Source organism: Streptomyces sp. JLBJ103 (genome assembly GCF_058215575.1).
Map to the genome: position 1 here is coordinate 5,043,623 of NZ_CM177089.1, position 17,058 is coordinate 5,060,680.

Consider the following 17,058-nt stretch of genomic DNA (forward strand, 5'->3'; position numbering starts at 1 on the left):
CGAGCCCCCTTGCTCGGTCCGCCGAATCGGTTAATAAGCGTTAACCCACCCATCAGGTTAACGACCACTAACCCCGCTGTCTAGAATTGCTTCCATGAGCACGCATGCCCCTGCCCCGACCCGCCGTGAACAGATCCTCAAGGAGGCCGCGCGGCTCTTCGCCGAGCGTGGCTTCCACGGCGTCGGTGTCGACGAGATAGGTGCGGCGGTCGGCATCAGCGGCCCTGGCCTCTACCGCCACTTCGCGGGCAAGGAGGCGATGCTCGCCGAGCTGCTGGTGGGCATCAGCGGCCGGCTGCTGACCGGCGGGAAGAAGCGCGCGGCCGAGGCCGAGAGCGGCGGGCTGACCCCGGCCGAGGTGCTGGACTCCCTCGTCGAGGGGCATATCGACTTCGCCATCGACGACCGGCCGTTGATCATCCTCCACGACCGCGAGCTGGACCGGCTCCGGGACACCGACCGCAAGCTGGTGCGCTCGCTCCAGCGGCAGTACGTGGAGCTGTGGGTCGAGGTGGTGCGCACGGTCTACCCGGGGCTCGCCGAGACCGAGGCCCGCGCCTGTGTGCACGCCGTCTTCGGGCTGCTCAACTCCACCCCCCACCTCGGCCGCCCCGGAGCCCTTCCGGGGCGTGAGGCCACCGCCGCCCTGCTGCACCGGCTGGCGCTGGGCGCCTTCGCCGCCGCCCATGCCTCGGACGGTTCCTCTGGACAGGGTCACGGACCGGCCGGTAGCTTTCGCTGAGCAAGCGCTTAGCTGCTTGCCGGCAACCCGGCATGGTGCGACCACGGCGCCGAGCGGTCGCAGCCGCGCGAGCGGCGGTGGTGGAGCCGTGGGAACGAGTAGGGAGTGGCTGATGCGCCGCACGGTGTTCAACGAGGACCACGAGGCGTTCCGGCAGACCATCCGTGACTTCATCGCGGCCGAGGTCGTGCCGTACTACGACGAGTGGCGTGAGGCGGGTCAGGCCCCCCGCGCGTTCTACAAGAAACTCGGTGAGCTGGGCGTCTTCGGGATCGAGGTACCCGAGAGTTACGGCGGCGCGGGCGAGACCAGCTTCAAGTTCAACGCGGTGATCACCGAGGAGTGCGCACGGGCCGGGGTCAGCTTCGGCGGCAGCGGGGTGCACACCGCGCTGTGCCTCCCCTATCTGCTCGCGTACGCCACCGAGGAGCAGAAGCGGCGCTGGCTGCCCCCCTTCGTCTCCGGCGACATGATGACCGCCATCGCCATGACCGAGCCGGGTACCGGTTCGGACCTGGCGGGTATGAAGACCACCGCCAAGCTCTCCGAGGACGGCACCCACTACGTCCTCAACGGCGCCAAGACCTTCATCACCGGCGGGGTGCTCGCCGACCGGGTGCTGGTCTGCGCCCGCACCGCCCCCGCCACCGCCGAGGACCGCCGCGGGGGCATATCCATCCTGGTGGTCGACGCCAGGAGCGAGGGCTATGTGGTCGGCCGCAAGCTGGAGAAGCTGGGCCTGAAGACCTCCGACACCGCCGAACTGTCCTTCACCGACGTCAAGGTGCCGGTGGAGGATCTGCTCGGTGAGGAGGGCAAGGCGTTCGGCTACCTCACCCACAACCTGCCCCAGGAGCGGCTGGGCATCGCCTTCGGCGCCTACGCCCAGGCCGCGGCGGCCGTGGAGTTCGCCAAGAGCTACGTCCAGGACCGCACGGTCTTCGGCACGTCGGTGGCGTCCTTCCAGAACACCAAGTTCACCCTCGCCGACTGCAAGTCCGAGGTGGACGCGATGCAGGCGGTCGTGGACCGGGCCCTGGACGCGCATGACGCCGGTGAGCTGACCGCCGCCGACGCCGCCTCCGCCAAGCTGTTCACCACCGAGCGCGCCAATGTCGTCATCGACAAGTGCCTCCAGCTGCACGGCGGTTACGGCTACATGATGGAGTACCCCATCGCCCGGCTGTACGCGGACACCCGCGTCAACCGCATCTACGGTGGCACCAGTGAGGTCATGCGGTCCATCGTCGCCAAGTCGATGGGTCTGTGATGGCCGCTCGCCCTGTGGTGGCCACCCGCCCCGCGATGGCACCCGCCCTGTGGTGGCCACTCGCCCTGTGATGGCACCCGCCCCGCCCGTCGGCAACAGCGCCGCAACACCGCTCTGCGAGACTGCTTGAACCATGAATGACGCACTTCAGGGTCTGCTCGAACTGCTCGACCTCGAGCGGATCGAAGAGGACATCTTCCGCGGCACCAGCGACGCCGCGCCCCTGGTGCCGCGGGTCTTCGGCGGCCAGGTCGCCGCACAGGCCCTGGTGGCCGCGGGCCGCACCGTCCCGGACGACCGCTCGGCGCACTCGCTGCACGCCTACTTCCTGCGGCCCGGCGACCCCGGGGCGCCCATCGTCTACACGGTCGACCGGATCCGCGACGGCCGGTCCTTCACCACCCGCCGGGTGGTGGCGGTCCAGCACGGACAGCCGATCTTCCATCTCTCGGCGTCGTTCCAGACGTACGAGGAGGGGCTCGAGCACCAGGAGCCGATGCCGGACGTACCGGATCCGCTCTCCCTGCCGACCGCCGAGGAACTGCTGCCCCGCTACCAGCACGTCATCCGGCCGGAGATCAGCGAACGGATGCTGCTGGCCCGGGCCGCGATCGATCTGCGCTACGTCGGCGAGCCGCCGTACGGCAGCGTCGGACAGCCGCGCGAGGCGAAGTCGCAGGTGTGGTTCCGGACCAACGGCAAACTGGACGGCGTGGCCGACGACCCGCTGCTCCACGTCTGCCTGGCCACCTATGTCTCCGATATGACCCTGCTGGACTCGGTGCTGTTCGCGCACGGCCGGGGCGGCTGGGTGGTGGGGGACATCGTCGGCGCCAGCCTCGACCACGCCATGTGGTTCCACCGTCCGTTCCGGGTGGACGACTGGCTGCTGTACGACCAGGAGAGCCCCTCGGCGTCCGGTGGCCGGGGCCTCGCCAAGGGCCGGATCTTCACCGCCGATGGGCGGCTGGCCGTCTCCGTGATCCAGGAGGGGGTCATGCGGGTGCCGCGCACGGCATGAGGCGGCGCGGCGGGCGCCCGGGGCCCCGGGGGTTCGGCGCGCGGCGGGGACGCGCGCCCGTGCGTCAGGAGCCGAGGCGTCGGGACGGACGCGTCAGAAGCGGGCCTCGAGCCCGGCCGCGTCCAGCAGATAGGCGGTCATCGGGGCGTAGAACCGCGGATCGGTGACATGGTCGTCCAGCGGGACGACCACCGAGAGGGTGCCCTCGGACTCGCCGAGGAAGAGGGCCGGGTCGTTGCAGTCCGCGTACCCGACCGCGTCGATGCCCCGCTGTCCGGCACATCCGGCCCAGCCGTGGTCGGCGACCACCAGATCCGGCTGCGGGCGTCCCTCGCGGGCCAGCCCGTCCAGGATCGCCGCCATGGGGGCGGGGGAGTGGGTGTGCCAGAGGGTCGCCCCTCTTTCCAGCATCGCCACGTCGCAGAACTGGAAGACATACCCCTCGTCCGCGTGGAGCCCGCCGGGGATCTCCACGATGTCGCAGCCCGAGGCGCGCAGCGCCGCCGCGGTGGCCCGGTGGACCTCCAGCAGTCCGCCCGGGTGGCCGGTGGCGAACAGCACCCGCTCCTGTGTCTCGGCCGCCTTCCGCAGCACCGACGCCATCCGGTCCAGCGCGCCCACCGTCAGCTCGGGGTCGATGGTGTCCTGCCCCGACCGGTGCTGCGGATCGTCGATCACCCCGCACCGCTCCGCCATGACGGCCAGTACGTCCTGTTCGTCGGTCCAGCGGTCGCCCAGCTCCAGGCCGAGCCAGTAGTGGCGGTCGCCGTTCGCCAGCTCGCGGTAGTGGGAGAGGTTGTTCTCCCGGGGAGTGGCGACATCGCCGGCGATGCGGGTACGGACAAGGTGGTCGATCAGCTCGGCACGACTGGGCACGGTACTGGGTATGGGCATGTGGCCCATTGTCGCCCCTGTGGGGGCGGAATGGCGGCCTCCGCCGCAGGGCGGACATGGCGCGGTCATGGCGAAATGCCATGGCGCCCGCTCCCTGGGCCGGGTCCGCGGAGTGGATCCGGGCGGTCCACGGGATGATGTCCGCGCCGCCCATCGGACGGGTCGTCGCACCGCCCTGATCCGGTGTGACGAGAGTCACCGCGGGGCGGGAGCCGTCCGGGGTGTGGCTCGGCATGGTCCGCGGGCACAGCGCGGGGCCCGCACCTCTTCAGGTGCGGGCCCCGGCTGTGATGCGACGCGTCAGGCGGGAACGATGTTCTCGGCCTGCGGGCCCTTCTGGCCCTGCGTGACGTCGAACGTCACCTTCTGGCCTTCCTGGAGCTCACGGAAGCCCTGGGTGGCGATGTTCGAGTAGTGGGCGAAGACGTCGGCGCCGCCGCCGTCCTGCTCGATGAAGCCGAAGCCCTTTTCCGCGTTGAACCACTTCACGGTACCGGTCGCCATGTCAATCTCCTTTGATAGGGGCCGAGTCGGAACCCGCATTCGTCGGATTCCGTGTCGCCGCAATGACCCCATCCGGAAATGACCGGTGAAAACAAAATGCGCCTGAAGGCTACATCCCGTCAGGCGCACACAAAGTTCATGGGTACCAAAACTGCAACTGGAAAGACGGTACCACGTGTCGCTGCCGAGCAGTGGGAATCTTGGAATCTGCCGCTTCCCGTGGGCTGCCCGTTGTGGGACGCTGGTGTTCCCGGATTCCCCCTCTCCCCGTTGAGGCACTATGCGCTGCATTATCGCCAATTTCGCCTTCGACCTGACCGCGCGCGAGGTGACGGACGCGATGAGTGGCATCAGCCCCGAACCGGTCACCGGCCCTTCGGTCCGCATCGGACGCCGCACCTACCCGGTCAAGCAGGTCGGAGCGGTGATCACCCGGCAGGACCGCCGCGATTTCACCGCGGGCGAGGTCACCCGCGCCATGAAGCGTCTCGGCTTCACCTGCTACCCGACCCCCGAGCCCACCCCGCTAGACCCCGTCGAGAACGCTTCCGGGCTGCTGGGCGGACCGACGAAGGACAGCTGACCCGGGAAGGACAGCCGACCTGTGGTGGCCGGCGGCAGCTGCCCCGGTCGACCGTGCTGGATCGCGCCGGACCGCGCGGGCCAGCCCCCTGGAGGCACCTGGACGCGGTGTCCAAATAACCGGCTCCGGGTCCTCGGATCCGTACATGTGGCACGGCGGTGGATCTGCCTAGGCTCCTCCGTATGACCACAGCACCCCGACAGTCGTCCCCCACCGCCCCCGTCGGCCCCGTCGACTCCTCCCGTGTCCCGCGCTTCGCCGGCCCCGCGACCTTCGCCCGGCTGCCGCGCGTCGACGAGGTCGGCGGCACCGCGGACGTCGCCGTGGTCGGAGTGCCCTTCGACAGTGGTGTCTCCTACCGGCCCGGCGCGCGCTTCGGCGGTAACGCCATCCGTGAGGCGTCCCGGCTGCTGCGCCCCTACAACCCAGCGCAGGACGCCTCTCCCTTCGCCCTCGCGCAGGTCGCCGACGCAGGTGACATCGCCGCCAACCCGTTCAACATCAACGAGGCCGTCGAGACCGTCCAGGCCGCCGCCGATGACCTCCTGGACACCGGCGCCCGGCTGATGACCCTCGGCGGCGACCACACCATCGCCCTTCCGCTGCTCCGCGCGGTGGCCCGTCAGCACGGTCCGGTGGCCCTGCTCCACTTCGACGCCCACCTGGACACCTGGGACACCTACTTCGGCGCCGAGTACACCCATGGCACGCCCTTCCGGCGTGCGGTGGAGGAGGGCATTCTCGACACCTCCGCCCTCTCGCATGTCGGTACCCGGGGTCCGCTGTACGGAAAGAAGGACTTGGACGACGACCAGAAGATGGGCTTCGGCATCGTCACCTCCGCCGATGTCATGCGACGCGGGGTGGATGAGATCAGCGACCAGCTCCGCCAGCGCATCGGTGACCGCCCGCTGTACATCTCCATCGACATCGACGTCCTCGACCCGGCTCACGCCCCCGGCACCGGCACCCCCGAGGCGGGCGGTCTGACCTCCCGCGAACTGCTGGAGATCCTGCGCGGCCTGTCCGGCTGCCAGCTGGTCTCGGCCGACCTGGTCGAGGTCGCCCCGGCCTACGACCACGCGGAGATCACCTCGGTCGCCGCCTCCCACGCGGCGTACGAGCTGACCACGATCATGGCCCGTCAGATCGCGGCCGCGCGGGGCGCATGAGCGGGGCCGACCGCTTCTGACCCGGGCCGGTCACCGTCCGCGCGACGCTGACCGGCCCGGCGCACACCTAGCCAGCCAGCCCTAGCAGACGACCATGTCCAGATCCCGGTGGCCCACCGCCGGTGCGTCCAGCGCCAGCCAGCCGTGGCCGCGCACCTCGGTGTCCGGGCCGAGCCGGGTCGGGTCCACCGACAGACAGCCGCACGCGGTGGCGACGCCCGCGGTGCCCTCGTTGGGCTCGGCCTCGTCGTACTCGGGGTCGAAGTCCTCGCTGTCCATCCACCGTTCCTCCCACGGCAGCGGCTCACCCACCCACTCGGGATCGCTCTCCCGCGCGTACCGGCGTCGGATGGCGCCCTGTTCGGCGACCACCCAGATGTTCGCCCCGCCCGCCGGGTCCTCGAAGAACATCTGCGCCTCGCCGCAATGGGCGCTCAGGCGCTCCACGGCGCCCATCATGTCCTCCCACTCGATGCCGATCACACTCTCCAGATGGCCGAAGATCAGCCGCCAGCCGTCGAGTTCGGGAGTGATGAAGACGGGGACCGCTCCGGGGTGGGTTCGCATACGTTGCACGTCCACCCCTTCGTGGAAGGTGACCGGAACCCGGTCATGTAGATCCAGGGCGGTGAACAGGCCCTCGTAGCTCTCGCCGGGCACCGCGTACCACCAGCCGAGGTCGAGACGGCGCGGCGGCCTCTCCCCGCAGGACTTGAGCGTGGCCCGGCGGGCCAGCAGTTTCATGTCGCGTTCGCTCAGGCGGTCGGTGAACCCGGCGGTCAGCAGCGTTTCCAGACGGCTTTCGATCATGGCGGGAAGACTAGGCCCGGCCGCCGACATCCCCCCGCCAAGGTACGGGTGTTGGCAAGGTGACGTGTATCGGATGTGTCATCGCCGAACCACGAACCACGACGGAGAACAATGAGGTACTCCACCCCCCGGCCACCCCGCACCGCCCGGCTGATCGCTCCGCTTGTCGTCTGCGGGTTGATCGCCGCGATGCCCACCGCCTCGGCAGGACCCGTGCCCGCATCGTCCCCTGCGGCCGAGGAGGGCGCGGGGTCCTGTCCGCGCGGCTCCGGCGGCCGGGCGTCCGACGGCTGGTCGCTGTCGTCCACCCGGATCGATCCGAAGGACAGCTACCACGCCTACGTCGGCAACGGATATCTCGGACAGCGGGTCCCGCCCCAGGGCACCGGCTACACCGGGGGAGGCGACAAGACCGGCTGGCCGCTGTTCACCCCGCGCTACGACGGCTCCTTCGTCTCCGGGCTCTACGCGCACAACACGAAGACCACCGACAACCGGCAGGTCGCCGCCGCCATCCCGACCTGGTCCACTCTCGAGGTGGCCACCGGGGGCGCCGCGGGCGAGACCTTCGGCTCCGGGACGTCCCGAGGGCGGATCTCCCACTACCGGCAGACCGTCCTCATGCGCTGCGGCCTGGTCCGTACCTCCCTCACCTGGACCGCGTCCGACGGACGCGCCACCGACCTCACCTACGACGTGCTCGCCGACCGCCGCAACGCCCATGTCGGGGCCGTACGGCTGCGGATGACCCCGCACTGGAGCGGCAACGCCACCGTCACCGACCGGCTCGACGGACGTGGCGCCCGGCGGATGACGGGGACCGGCGGCGGTGCCCACCGGGGCGGTTCGGTGGACGTCGGCTTCCGCACCGACGGCACCCGCACCGACGGGACCGTCGCCTCCACCCTGCGCCCCGGCCCGGGAGTTTGGGCGCGGGTCCAGGGAACCCCCGGCCCCGACGGCAGGCTGAGCGCGCGTCAGGCCCTCCGCTTCCCGGTCCGGCGGGGCCGCTCCTACGCGTTCACCAAGTACGTCGGCGTCGACACCGCCCTCACCTCCCGCGCCCCGCGCGCCGACGCCCTCAACGCCTCCCGGCGCGCCGCGGACCGCGGCTGGGACGCGCTGTTCGCGTCGCACTCCGCCGCCTGGCGGAAGCTGTGGCGCTCGGACGTCGAGGTGGCCGGGCGGGACCGGGCCTCCTTGCGCTCCTGGGTGCGCTCGGCCCGGTACGGGCTGCTGTCCGCCACCCGGGCCGGATCCCGTGACAGCATCGCGCCGACCGGTTTGACCAGCGACAACTACGGCGGTCTGATCTTCTGGGACGCCGAGACCTGGATGTATCCGGGGCTGCTGGCCACCAACCCCGAACTGGCCAGGTCCGTGGTCGAGTACCGCTACCGGACCCGCGCGGGCGCCCGTGCCAACGCCCGCAAGCTGGGCTACCCGGGGCTGTTCTACCCCTGGACCAGTGCGAGCAAGGGCGGGCTGTGGACCGAGTGCCACAGCTGGGACCCGCCGCACTGCCGCACCCAGAACCACCTCCAGAGCGATATCGCCCTCGCCGCCTGGCAGTACTACCAGGCGACCGGGGACACCCACTGGCTGCGCGACCGCGGCTGGCCGGTGCTCAAGGGGATCGCCGAGTTCTGGGCCGGGCGCGTCACCCGTAACAGCGACGGCAGTTACTCCATCAAGAATGTGGCCGGACCGGACGAGTACAGCAACGGTGTGGACGACGCGGTCTTCACCAACGCGGGCGCCGCCACCGTGCTGCGCCACGCGGCCCGCGCCGCCCGGCTGCTAGGCGAGGACGCACCCGCCTCCTGGACCCGGATCGCCGACCGGCTGCGGATCCTCTACGACAAGAAGAAGGGGATCTTCCAGCAGTACCAGGGCTACCAGGGCTCGATGATCAAGCAGGCGGACACCGTACTGCTGATGTACCCGCTCCAGTGGCCGATGCCGGACCAGGCCGCCGCCCGGACTCTTGACTACTACGCCGCGCGCACCGACCCGGACGGCCCCGCCATGACGGACTCGGTGCACGCGATCGACGCCGCCGCCATCGGCGAACCCGGCTGCTCCTCGTACACCTATCTGACGCGCTCCATCAGGCCGTTCGTCCGCGGGCCGTTCCGCCAGTTCTCCGAGGCGCGGGGCCGGAAGGCGGGCGCGCAGGACCCGTTGGCCGGCTCCCCGGCGCAGGATTTCCTCACCGGCAAGGGCGGCTTCCTCCAGGTCTTCACCCACGGGCTGACCGGGCTGCGGATGGCGGAGGACCGGGTGCGGCTGAACCCGGTGCTGCCGCCGCAGCTCCACGACGGTGTCACCCTGCGGGGCTTGCGCTGGCAGGGGCGTAGCTACGACGTGGCGATCGGCCCGCGCGAGACCACGGTGCGGCTGACCGGCGGTGAGCCGTTCACGATCGAGACGCCCGCCGGGAAGCAGATCGTGAGCCGGGACGCCCCCGCCGTGCTCAAGACCCGCCGTCCGGACCTGGAGCCGACGTCCAACCTCGCCCGCTGCCGCAAGGCGACGGCGAGTTCGGAGGAGCCGGGTATGTACGCGGGCGGCGCTGTGGACGGCAGCGCGGCCACCGCCTGGGTGCCGAACGTGGCGCGGGGCACGCTCACCGCCGACCTCGGCCGGGTGGTGCGCGGCGCGAAGGTCACTGCGGAGTGGACCTCGGTACGGCCCGCCTCGTACCGGGTGCGGACCTCGGCCGACGGCCGCCACTGGCATCCGGCGGGCTCGGGTCCGGCCCGCTACGTCCGGGTCACGGTGCGGTCGGCGGACGACACGAAGCGGGCGGGCGTCGAGGAGTTGAGGGTGACGCGCGAGGACTGAGCGGGCCGGCGGGGCTGGGACGCTGTGCACGGGGTGTCAAGGAGTGTGCAGGGGATGCCAATGACACCCCGCCCCCGTCCGGCCATGCTGATCAGGTCAGGTAGGCAGGGCTTCGACGGGGGGAGCCCTGCCTGCCTGCTGCCAGTGCCTCCTGGCGGAAGTCCCGGGGCGTGACCCCATAGGCGCCGCGGAAGGCGCGGCTGAAGTCCGCCGCATGACTGAACCCCCAGCGGGCGGCGATGGCGTGGATGGGGGTGTCGCTCCGCGCGGGGTCGGCGAGGTCGCGGCAGCAGCGCTCCAGCCGCTGACCGCGGATCCACGCCGAGACGGTGTGACCCTCCTGCTCGAAGAGGCGGTAGAGATATCTCAGCGAGATGTGATGGGTCGCGGCGATCCAGGCCGGGCTCAGCTCGGGCCGGTGCAGATTCCGCCGGACGAAATCCTCGATCCGCAGGAACAGGGCGCGCCGACGGCTCTCGGGGGTGATGGCCGCGCCGCTCCGGCCCTCCCCGGTGTCCAGCTCATGGGCGAGCATCGCGGTGAGCAGATCGAGCACCACGATGCCAAGACGCGGGGCGTCGGACGGCCGCAGACCTTCGGCCTCGGCCGCCATCCGGGTGAGGAAGTCGGCGAGCATCGCCCCGATCCCCTCCCGCCCCGACAGACACCGTCCGAGCAGCCGGTCGAGCTCCGCCGCCGGGAACGGCAGCAGCGACGGGCGGATCGCCACCGACATCTCCTGCACCCGGCCCCGCACACTGGCCCCGTGGCACGGCCGGGAGGTGGAGATGAGCATGAACTGCCGTACGCCGAGCGTGGTGTGGTGACCCGCGTGCGACAGATCCGTCTCCCCGCCCACCACCAGCATCAGGTGGTACAGCTCCGGGTCCGAGCGCCGGATGTGGGCCGCCGACCGGTGGTTCCGCAGTGACGGCACGGAGGTGCGGGAGAGCGAGACATCGCCCAGGCCGACGCCGCTCATGGTGGCGCGGAAGTCGTGCTCGTGGTCGGAGCGCAGCTCGATCGGGATCGTCCCCTCGTCGCACCGGGCACGCCATGCCGCGAACCGCTCCGCGGGCGGGATGTTGTCGTTAGGGAGCACCATGCCCGTCATCACCCTCCCGTATCAGGTCATCGCTCAGTGCGATCATCCCTGGCGGGCATCAATGTTTGATGAACGGTTCCAGGGCGAACAGTCCGCATCCGCCCGATTCGACGTGTATCCGTCCGATCCCCCGTGCGCCCTTGTCCGCACGGCCGGACGCCCCCTTTGAGGACGGGCCCTGGCAGCACTGCCGGAGGAAACGGCCCTGGAAGACCGAGTCCCCGCCCCACGCCGTCATGGCGCGGTCAGGATGCGCGGGCCGTCCTCGGTGATGGCCACCGTGTGCTCGCTGTGGGCGGCGCGGGTGCGGTCGTCGGTGCGCAGGGTCCAGCCGTCGGGGTCGGTGATGTAGGTGTCCCGGCCGCCCGCCAGGAACATCGGCTCGATGGCCAGCACCAGCCCGTGCCGCAGCGGCAGACCCCGGCCGGGGCGGCCCTCGTTGGGCACCGGCGGGTCCTCGTGCATCCGGCGGCCGATGCCATGGCCGCCGAAGTCCGCCGGGATGCCGTAGCCCGCGGCGCGGCCGACCGAGCCGACGGCGTGCGAGATATCGCCCAGGCGCGCCCCTACGACTGCCGCCTCGATGCCCGCCGCCAGGGCCTGCCGGGTGGTCTCGATCAGCCGCAGATCGTCCGGGCGCGGGGTGCCGACGGTGAAGCTGACGGCCGCGTCGCCGGCCCAGCCGTCGACCGTCGCGCCGCAGTCCACGGTCACCAGGTCGCCGTCGCGCAGCCGGTAGCCGTCCGGGATGCCGTGGACGATCGCGTCGTTGACCGAGGCGCAGATGACGGCAGGGAAGGGGGTGGGCGCGAAATGCGGCCGGTAGCCGAGGAAGGGGGAGTCCGCCCCGGCCTCGGCGAGCACCGCGCGGGCCGCCTCGTCCAGCTCGCGCAGCGACACGCCGACCGCGGCGGCCCCCTGCGCGGCGGCGAGCGCGGCGGCCACGACCCGGCCCGCTTCGCGCATGGCGTCCAGGGACGCGTCGGTCTTGATCTCCACCATGGGTTGCTGCCTTCCGTCACCGCCGGGGGCGAGGCTCCCGGTGACCCAATTCTTATACCGGTATTAGTATCACGGTCATGGTGCGCACTCCTCTCACTCCGCTGGAACGCGAACGCGGCCGCTTCCTCGGTGTCCTGCTGCGGCAGGCCCGCGGCGAACGCAGCATGGCCGAGATCGCCGCGGCGTCCGGAATCTCCGCCGAAACCCTCCGCAAGATCGAGACCGGCCGGGCCCCGACCCCCGCCTTCTTCACCATCGCGGCCCTGGCCACCACCCTCGGACTCGGCCTGGACGAGATCGCCGCGCGCTGCGCCAAGGTCGCCATCCCACCGGAGGAGGGCAGCGCGGCGGCGTGATCCGGCCCACTCCGGGCGCCCGTCCCTGGGCGGCTTTTGTTGCGGCAGGATGAAATCCGCACATCTGTGTGTTGGTGCCTTCCGGCAGGACGTGGAGAGTCGGGAGGACACGGGGTGACGGACGTGGTGGCGGACGAGCCGGAGATACAACAGGGCTGGGTGCGGCGGCTGACCCGCTGGTGCTGGCGGTACCGGCGCAATGTGCTGCTGGCTCTCGGCTCCTCGCTCGGCGGGATGGCCGTCATGGCGCTCGTCCCGCTCGTCACCAAGTTGATCATCGATGACGTGATCGTCGGTCATGACCGGTCGATGGCCCCCTGGGCCACCCTGCTGATCGTCGCCGCCCTCGCGGTCTACGCCTTCACCTACGTCCGCCGCTACTACGGCGGACGGCTCGCGCTCGACGTCCAGCACGATCTGCGCACCGAGATGTACGCCTCCATCTCCCGGCTGGACGGCAGACGCCAGGACGAGCTGTCCACCGGCCAGATCGTCGGCCGGGCGACCAGCGACCTCCAGCTGATCCAGGGACTGCTGTTCATGGTGCCGATGATGATCGGCAACGTACTGCTCTTCCTGGTCTCCCTCGTGGTGATGGCGGTACTCTCACCGCTGCTCACCGTGGTCGCGCTCGCCGTCGCCCCCGCCCTGTGGGTCATCGCCTCGCGCAGCCGCGTCCGGCTCTTCCCCGCCACCTGGTACGCCCAGGGGCAGGCGGCCGCCGTCGCCGGGGTCGTCGACGGGGCCGTCACCGGCGTCCGCGTGGTCAAGGGCTTCGGACAGGAGCGCCAGGAGACCGGCAAGCTGCGGGAGGTCAGCCGCGGGCTGTTCGCCGCCCGGCTGCGCACCGTCAAGCTCAACTCCCGCTACACCCCCGCCCTCCAGGCCGTCCCCGCCCTCGGCCAGGTCGCCATGCTGGCCCTCGGCGGCTGGATGGCCACCCGCCATCAGATCACCCTCGGCACCTTCGTCGCCTTCTCCACCTATCTCGCCCAGCTGGTGGGCCCGGTCCGGATGCTCACCATGATGCTGACCGTCGGCCAGCAGGCCCGAGCCGGAGTGGAGCGCGTCTTCGAACTCATCGACACCGAGCCCGCCATCGAGGAGCGCCCCGACGCCCGGGAGCTGCCCGCGGACGCGCCCGCCACCGTCGAGTTCGACCGGGTCACCTTCGGCTACGACCCCGCCCACCCGGTGCTCTCCGAGGTCTCGCTGCGCATCGAGCCGGGCGAGACCCTGGCCGTCGTCGGCGCCTCCGGAAGCGGCAAGTCCACCCTGTCGATGCTGCTGCCGCGGTTCTACGACGTGACCTCCGGCGCGGTCCGGGTCGGCGGCCATGACGTCCGCGAGCTGAGCTACGCCTCGCTGCGCGCGGCGATCGGGCTGGTGCCGGAGGACAGCTTCCTCTTCTCCGACACGGTGCGCGCCAATCTCGCCTACGGGCTGCCGGACGCGACCGAGGAGCGGATCCGGGCCGCCGCCCGCGCCGCCCAGGCCGACGGCTTCATCTCCGCACTGCCCGACGGTTACGACACCCAGGTCGGCGAGCAGGGGCTCACCCTCTCCGGCGGCCAGCGCCAGCGCCTGGCTCTGGCCCGCGCGATCCTCACCGACCCCCGGCTGCTGGTCCTCGACGACGCCACCTCCGCGGTCGACGCCCGTGTCGAGCACGAGATCCACGAGGCGCTGCGCGGGGTGATGGCCGGGCGCACCACCCTGCTGATCGCCCACCGCCTCTCCACCCTCGCGCTCGCCGACCGGGTCGCGGTCCTCGACCGGGGCCGCCTGGCGGACATCGGCACTGACGAGGAGCTGCGGAAGCGGTGTGCGCTGTACCGGCGGCTGCTGACCGACCCGGACGAGCTCGGCGGCATCACCCGTGACCCGGCCGGGCAGCTCACCCCCCGCGACGGTGCCGACCCCGGCCGTACCTCCCCGGTGGCGGACCGGAACGGCCACGAGCGGTGGGAGGTGTCCGCCGGAGCCCTCGACGGCGAGGCGTCGGCCACCGGCCTGGCCGAACCGGAGCTCGACGCCTCGGCGGTCGGTGGTCTCCAGCCGCCCTCGGTGAACGGGGACCACGCTGCCGACGGCCACCGCACCCCCGATCTGACCGGGCTGACCGCGGCGGCCCGGCGGCGTCCGCACGGCGGTGACGACCCCGAGCACGCCGCCGCGGCCGACGGCGCCGATCCGGCCGCCACCCCCGCCGTGACCCCCGAACTGTGGGTGCGGCGCGCGGACCGGAACCCGGGGCCCGCCGTGCAGGACGGCGGCACCACCACCGCCGCCCCCGCCCCCGGCCCCGGGATCGCCGGGGCGCTCGCCGGGATGCCCGCCACCCCCGAGCTGCTCGCCAAGGTCGAGGCCCTGCCGCCCGCCGACGACACCCCCGACGTCGACGAGGAGCGCGCGGTGCGCTCCGAGAAGGCGTACGGACTGCGGCAGTTGCTGCGCGGCTTCGGCACACCGCTGCTGATCTCGCTGCTCCTGGTCTCCATCGACGCCGTCGCCGGACTGCTGCTGCCGGTCCTCATCCGGCACGGCATCGACGAGGGCGTCCAGCGGCTGGCGCTGGGGGCGGTGTGGGCCGCCTCCGGGCTCGCCCTGGTCGTGGTGCTCGCCCAGTGGGCGGCGCAGATCGGCGAGACCCGGATGACCGGACGCACCGGTGAGCGGGTGCTCTACGCCCTCCGCGTCAAGATCTTCGCGCAATTGCAGCGGCTCGGACTCGACTACTACGAGCGCGAGTTGACCGGCAAGATCATGACGCGGATGACCACGGATGTGGACGCGCTGTCGACGTTCCTCCAGACCGGTCTGGTCACCGCCGTGGTCAGCCTGCTCACCTTCTTCGGCATCCTGGTCGCGCTGCTGGTGATCGACGTCCAGCTGGCGCTGGTGGTCTTCGCGACCCTGCCGCCGCTCATCATCGGCACCGTCTTCTTCCGGCGGCAGAGCGTCAAGGCGTACGAGCTGGCGCGTGAGCGGGTCAGCGTGGTCAACGCCGATCTCCAGGAGAGCGTGGCGGGGCTGCGGATCGTGCAGGCGTTCCGCCGTGAGGGCTCCGGCCGGGAGCGGTTCAGCGGGCGCAGCGACGACTACCGCCAGGCGCGGGTGCGCGGCCAGTGGCTGATCTCGGTGTACTTCCCCTTCGTGCAGCTGCTGTCGTCCACCGCCGCGGCGCTGGTGCTGATCGTGGGCGCCGGACGGGTCGGGGACGGCACGCTGAGCGCGGGCGCGCTGGTCGCCTACCTCCTCTACATCGATCTGTTCTTCGCCCCCGTGCAGCAGCTCTCCCAGGTCTTTGACGGCTATCAGCAGGCCAGTGTCTCGCTCGGCCGGATCCAGGAGCTGCTGCGCGAGCCGACCACCACACCGGCGGCCGAGGCCCCCCGCGCGGTGTCCGCCGTCCGCGGCGACGTCACCTTCGAGGATGTGCGCTTCCGCTACGGCGGGGAGGGTGAGGAGGCGCTGACGGGCATCTCGCTCACCATCCCCGCGGGCCAGACCGTGGCCTTCGTCGGGGAGACCGGCGCGGGCAAGTCCACGCTGGTCAAGCTGGTGGCCCGGTTCTACGACCCGACCGGGGGCGCGGTGCGCGTCGACGGCACGGATCTGCGGGAACTGGACCTCACCGGGTACCGCAACCGCCTGGGCGTCGTCCCTCAGGAGCCGTATCTCTTCCCCGGAACGGTGCGCGACGCCATCGCCTACGGACGGCCCGACGCGAGCGACGCCGAGGTGGAGGCGGCCGCGCGGGCGGTCGGCGCCCACGCCATGGTGGCCTCGCTGGACGGGGGCTATCTGCATCCGGTCTCCGAGCGCGGACGCAATCTCTCCGCCGGACAGCGGCAGTTGATCGCCCTGGCGCGGGCGGAGCTGGTGAACCCGGACATCCTGCTGCTGGACGAGGCCACCGCCGCGCTGGACCTGGCCACCGAGGCGCTGGTGAACCAGGCCACCGACCGGCTGGCGGGGCGCCGCACCACCCTGGTGGTCGCCCATCGGCTGACCACCGCGGCCCGCGCGGACCGGGTGGTGGTGCTGGACCACGGCAAGGTCGTCGAGGACGGCACCCATGAGGAGCTGGTGGCGCGGGACGGCCGCTACGCCGAGCTGTGGCGCACCTTCACCGGCGAGGCGGCGCCGGTCGGCGCGTAACCGGGCGGTCGGCGCACGGGGGGCGCACGGAAGGCTGTACGGCGCGGGGCGCGGCGGTCCGGTCGGTCGCGCCGGTCGCCCCGCCGTCCGTCACTCTCGGCATCCGCCCGAGATGACGCAGGGTGAGGTCAGATCTCCATGCCGCTGGCCCGCGCTATGCCCTCCACCTCGCGCCGGTCCCGCTCCCGCTGCTCCGCCTCGGCGGCCACCCGCTGCTTGTGGCGGTACAGGAAATCGGGGTCGCCCGCCCGCTCCTGGGGGACCAGCACCTTCATCCCCTTGGCGTGCGGGCTGTCGCCGAGGTCGACCACCACCCGCTCGTCCTGGGAGGTGAGCAGACCGAACAGCACCAGCAACTCGGCCTGCAAGGCGGGGGTGAACAGCTCCTTCTCCTCCGGACCCATACCGAGCTCATAGGTCCCCCCGCGGACGGCCGGTGAGGTGCTCAGCTCGCGCAGCAGCCGCATCAGCAGCTCGAGCGAGCGCGGATCGATCCGTTCCTGCAACTCCGTCAGATACCGCGTCAGCCGCTCGGCCCGTTCACTCCGGTCGTGCCGTTCGTCTCGGTCCATGTACGCAGCATGGGCC

14 protein-coding genes are annotated in these 17,058 nt (G+C 71.6%); 8 read left to right on the forward strand and 6 right to left on the reverse strand.

Annotated features, from left to right (window positions below; genetic code table 11):
- The first annotated feature begins 94 nt into the window (after nt 1-94).
- The 3 genes from AC4BEG_RS22270 to AC4BEG_RS22280 all read left to right on the forward strand — a co-directional run bounded on the left by AC4BEG_RS22270 (nt 95) and on the right by AC4BEG_RS22280 (nt 3,033).
- Complete coding sequence (locus AC4BEG_RS22270) at nt 95-742, forward strand: SACE_7040 family transcriptional regulator (RefSeq protein ID WP_490701509.1); 648 nt, start codon at nt 95-97, stop codon at nt 740-742.
- Nucleotides 743-854: 112 nt separating this feature from the next.
- Complete coding sequence (locus tag AC4BEG_RS22275; RefSeq protein WP_490701510.1) at nt 855-2,012, forward strand: acyl-CoA dehydrogenase family protein; 1,158 nt, start codon at nt 855-857, stop codon at nt 2,010-2,012.
- Between the two features lie 133 nt (nt 2,013-2,145).
- Nucleotides 2,146-3,033 carry an acyl-CoA thioesterase gene (locus AC4BEG_RS22280; protein ID WP_490701511.1) on the forward strand — a complete coding sequence of 296 codons (888 nt, stop codon included), beginning with the start codon at nt 2,146-2,148 and terminating at the stop codon, nt 3,031-3,033.
- A gap of 93 nt (nt 3,034-3,126) precedes the next feature.
- Here the strand turns inward: AC4BEG_RS22280 and AC4BEG_RS22285 are convergent, their stop codons facing one another.
- Both AC4BEG_RS22285 and AC4BEG_RS22290 read right to left on the reverse strand, forming a co-directional pair.
- Entirely contained in the window at nt 3,127-3,936 is an 810-nt protein-coding gene (locus AC4BEG_RS22285) for a phosphatase (RefSeq protein ID WP_490701512.1), read from the reverse strand.
- Between the two features lie 291 nt (nt 3,937-4,227).
- Nucleotides 4,228-4,431, reverse strand: a complete 204-nt coding sequence (locus tag AC4BEG_RS22290; RefSeq protein WP_010986199.1) for a cold-shock protein — start codon at nt 4,429-4,431, stop codon at nt 4,228-4,230.
- Nucleotides 4,432-4,711: 280 nt separating this feature from the next.
- On the opposite strand from AC4BEG_RS22290, the gene AC4BEG_RS22295 reads away from it, so the two are divergent.
- Together AC4BEG_RS22295 and speB are read left to right on the forward strand one after the other, a co-directional pair.
- Nucleotides 4,712-5,014 (forward strand): SCO5918 family protein, encoded by a 303-nt coding sequence (locus tag AC4BEG_RS22295; protein WP_490701513.1) that lies wholly within the window; start codon nt 4,712-4,714, stop codon nt 5,012-5,014.
- A 182-nt stretch (nt 5,015-5,196) separates the two neighbouring features.
- Nucleotides 5,197-6,186 (forward strand): agmatinase, encoded by a 990-nt coding sequence (gene speB, locus AC4BEG_RS22300; protein ID WP_490701514.1) that lies wholly within the window; start codon nt 5,197-5,199, stop codon nt 6,184-6,186.
- Nucleotides 6,187-6,267: 81 nt separating this feature from the next.
- On the opposite strand, the gene AC4BEG_RS22305 is transcribed toward speB, so the two are convergent.
- Nucleotides 6,268-6,996: a hypothetical protein gene (locus AC4BEG_RS22305; RefSeq protein ID WP_490701515.1), complete on the reverse strand. Its 729-nt coding sequence runs from the start codon at nt 6,994-6,996 to the stop codon at nt 6,268-6,270.
- A 111-nt stretch (nt 6,997-7,107) separates the two neighbouring features.
- Here AC4BEG_RS22305 and AC4BEG_RS22310 point away from each other — a divergent pair, with 111 nt between their 5' ends.
- Nucleotides 7,108-9,843, forward strand: a complete 2,736-nt coding sequence (locus tag AC4BEG_RS22310; RefSeq protein WP_490701516.1) for a glycosyl hydrolase family 65 domain-containing protein — start codon at nt 7,108-7,110, stop codon at nt 9,841-9,843.
- 91 nt (nt 9,844-9,934) lie between these two features.
- Here the strand turns inward: AC4BEG_RS22310 and AC4BEG_RS22315 are convergent, their stop codons facing one another.
- Nucleotides 9,935-10,948 (reverse strand): helix-turn-helix domain-containing protein, encoded by a 1,014-nt coding sequence (locus AC4BEG_RS22315; protein ID WP_490701517.1) that lies wholly within the window; start codon nt 10,946-10,948, stop codon nt 9,935-9,937.
- 234 nt (nt 10,949-11,182) lie between these two features.
- Nucleotides 11,183-11,950, reverse strand: a complete 768-nt coding sequence (gene map / locus AC4BEG_RS22320; RefSeq protein ID WP_490701518.1) for a type I methionyl aminopeptidase — start codon at nt 11,948-11,950, stop codon at nt 11,183-11,185.
- Nucleotides 11,951-12,027: 77 nt separating this feature from the next.
- On the opposite strand from map, the gene AC4BEG_RS22325 reads away from it, so the two are divergent.
- Nucleotides 12,028-12,306, forward strand: a complete 279-nt coding sequence (locus AC4BEG_RS22325) for a helix-turn-helix domain-containing protein (RefSeq protein ID WP_490701519.1) — start codon at nt 12,028-12,030, stop codon at nt 12,304-12,306.
- 114 nt (nt 12,307-12,420) lie between these two features.
- On the forward strand, nt 12,421-16,470 hold the full coding sequence (locus tag AC4BEG_RS22330; RefSeq protein WP_490701520.1) for an ABC transporter ATP-binding protein: 4,050 nt from the start codon (nt 12,421-12,423) through the stop codon (nt 16,468-16,470).
- A gap of 128 nt (nt 16,471-16,598) precedes the next feature.
- On the opposite strand, the gene AC4BEG_RS22335 is transcribed toward AC4BEG_RS22330, so the two are convergent.
- Complete coding sequence (locus AC4BEG_RS22335; RefSeq protein WP_490701521.1) at nt 16,599-17,042, reverse strand: hypothetical protein; 444 nt, start codon at nt 17,040-17,042, stop codon at nt 16,599-16,601.
- Nucleotides 17,043-17,058: the final 16 nt, after the last annotated feature.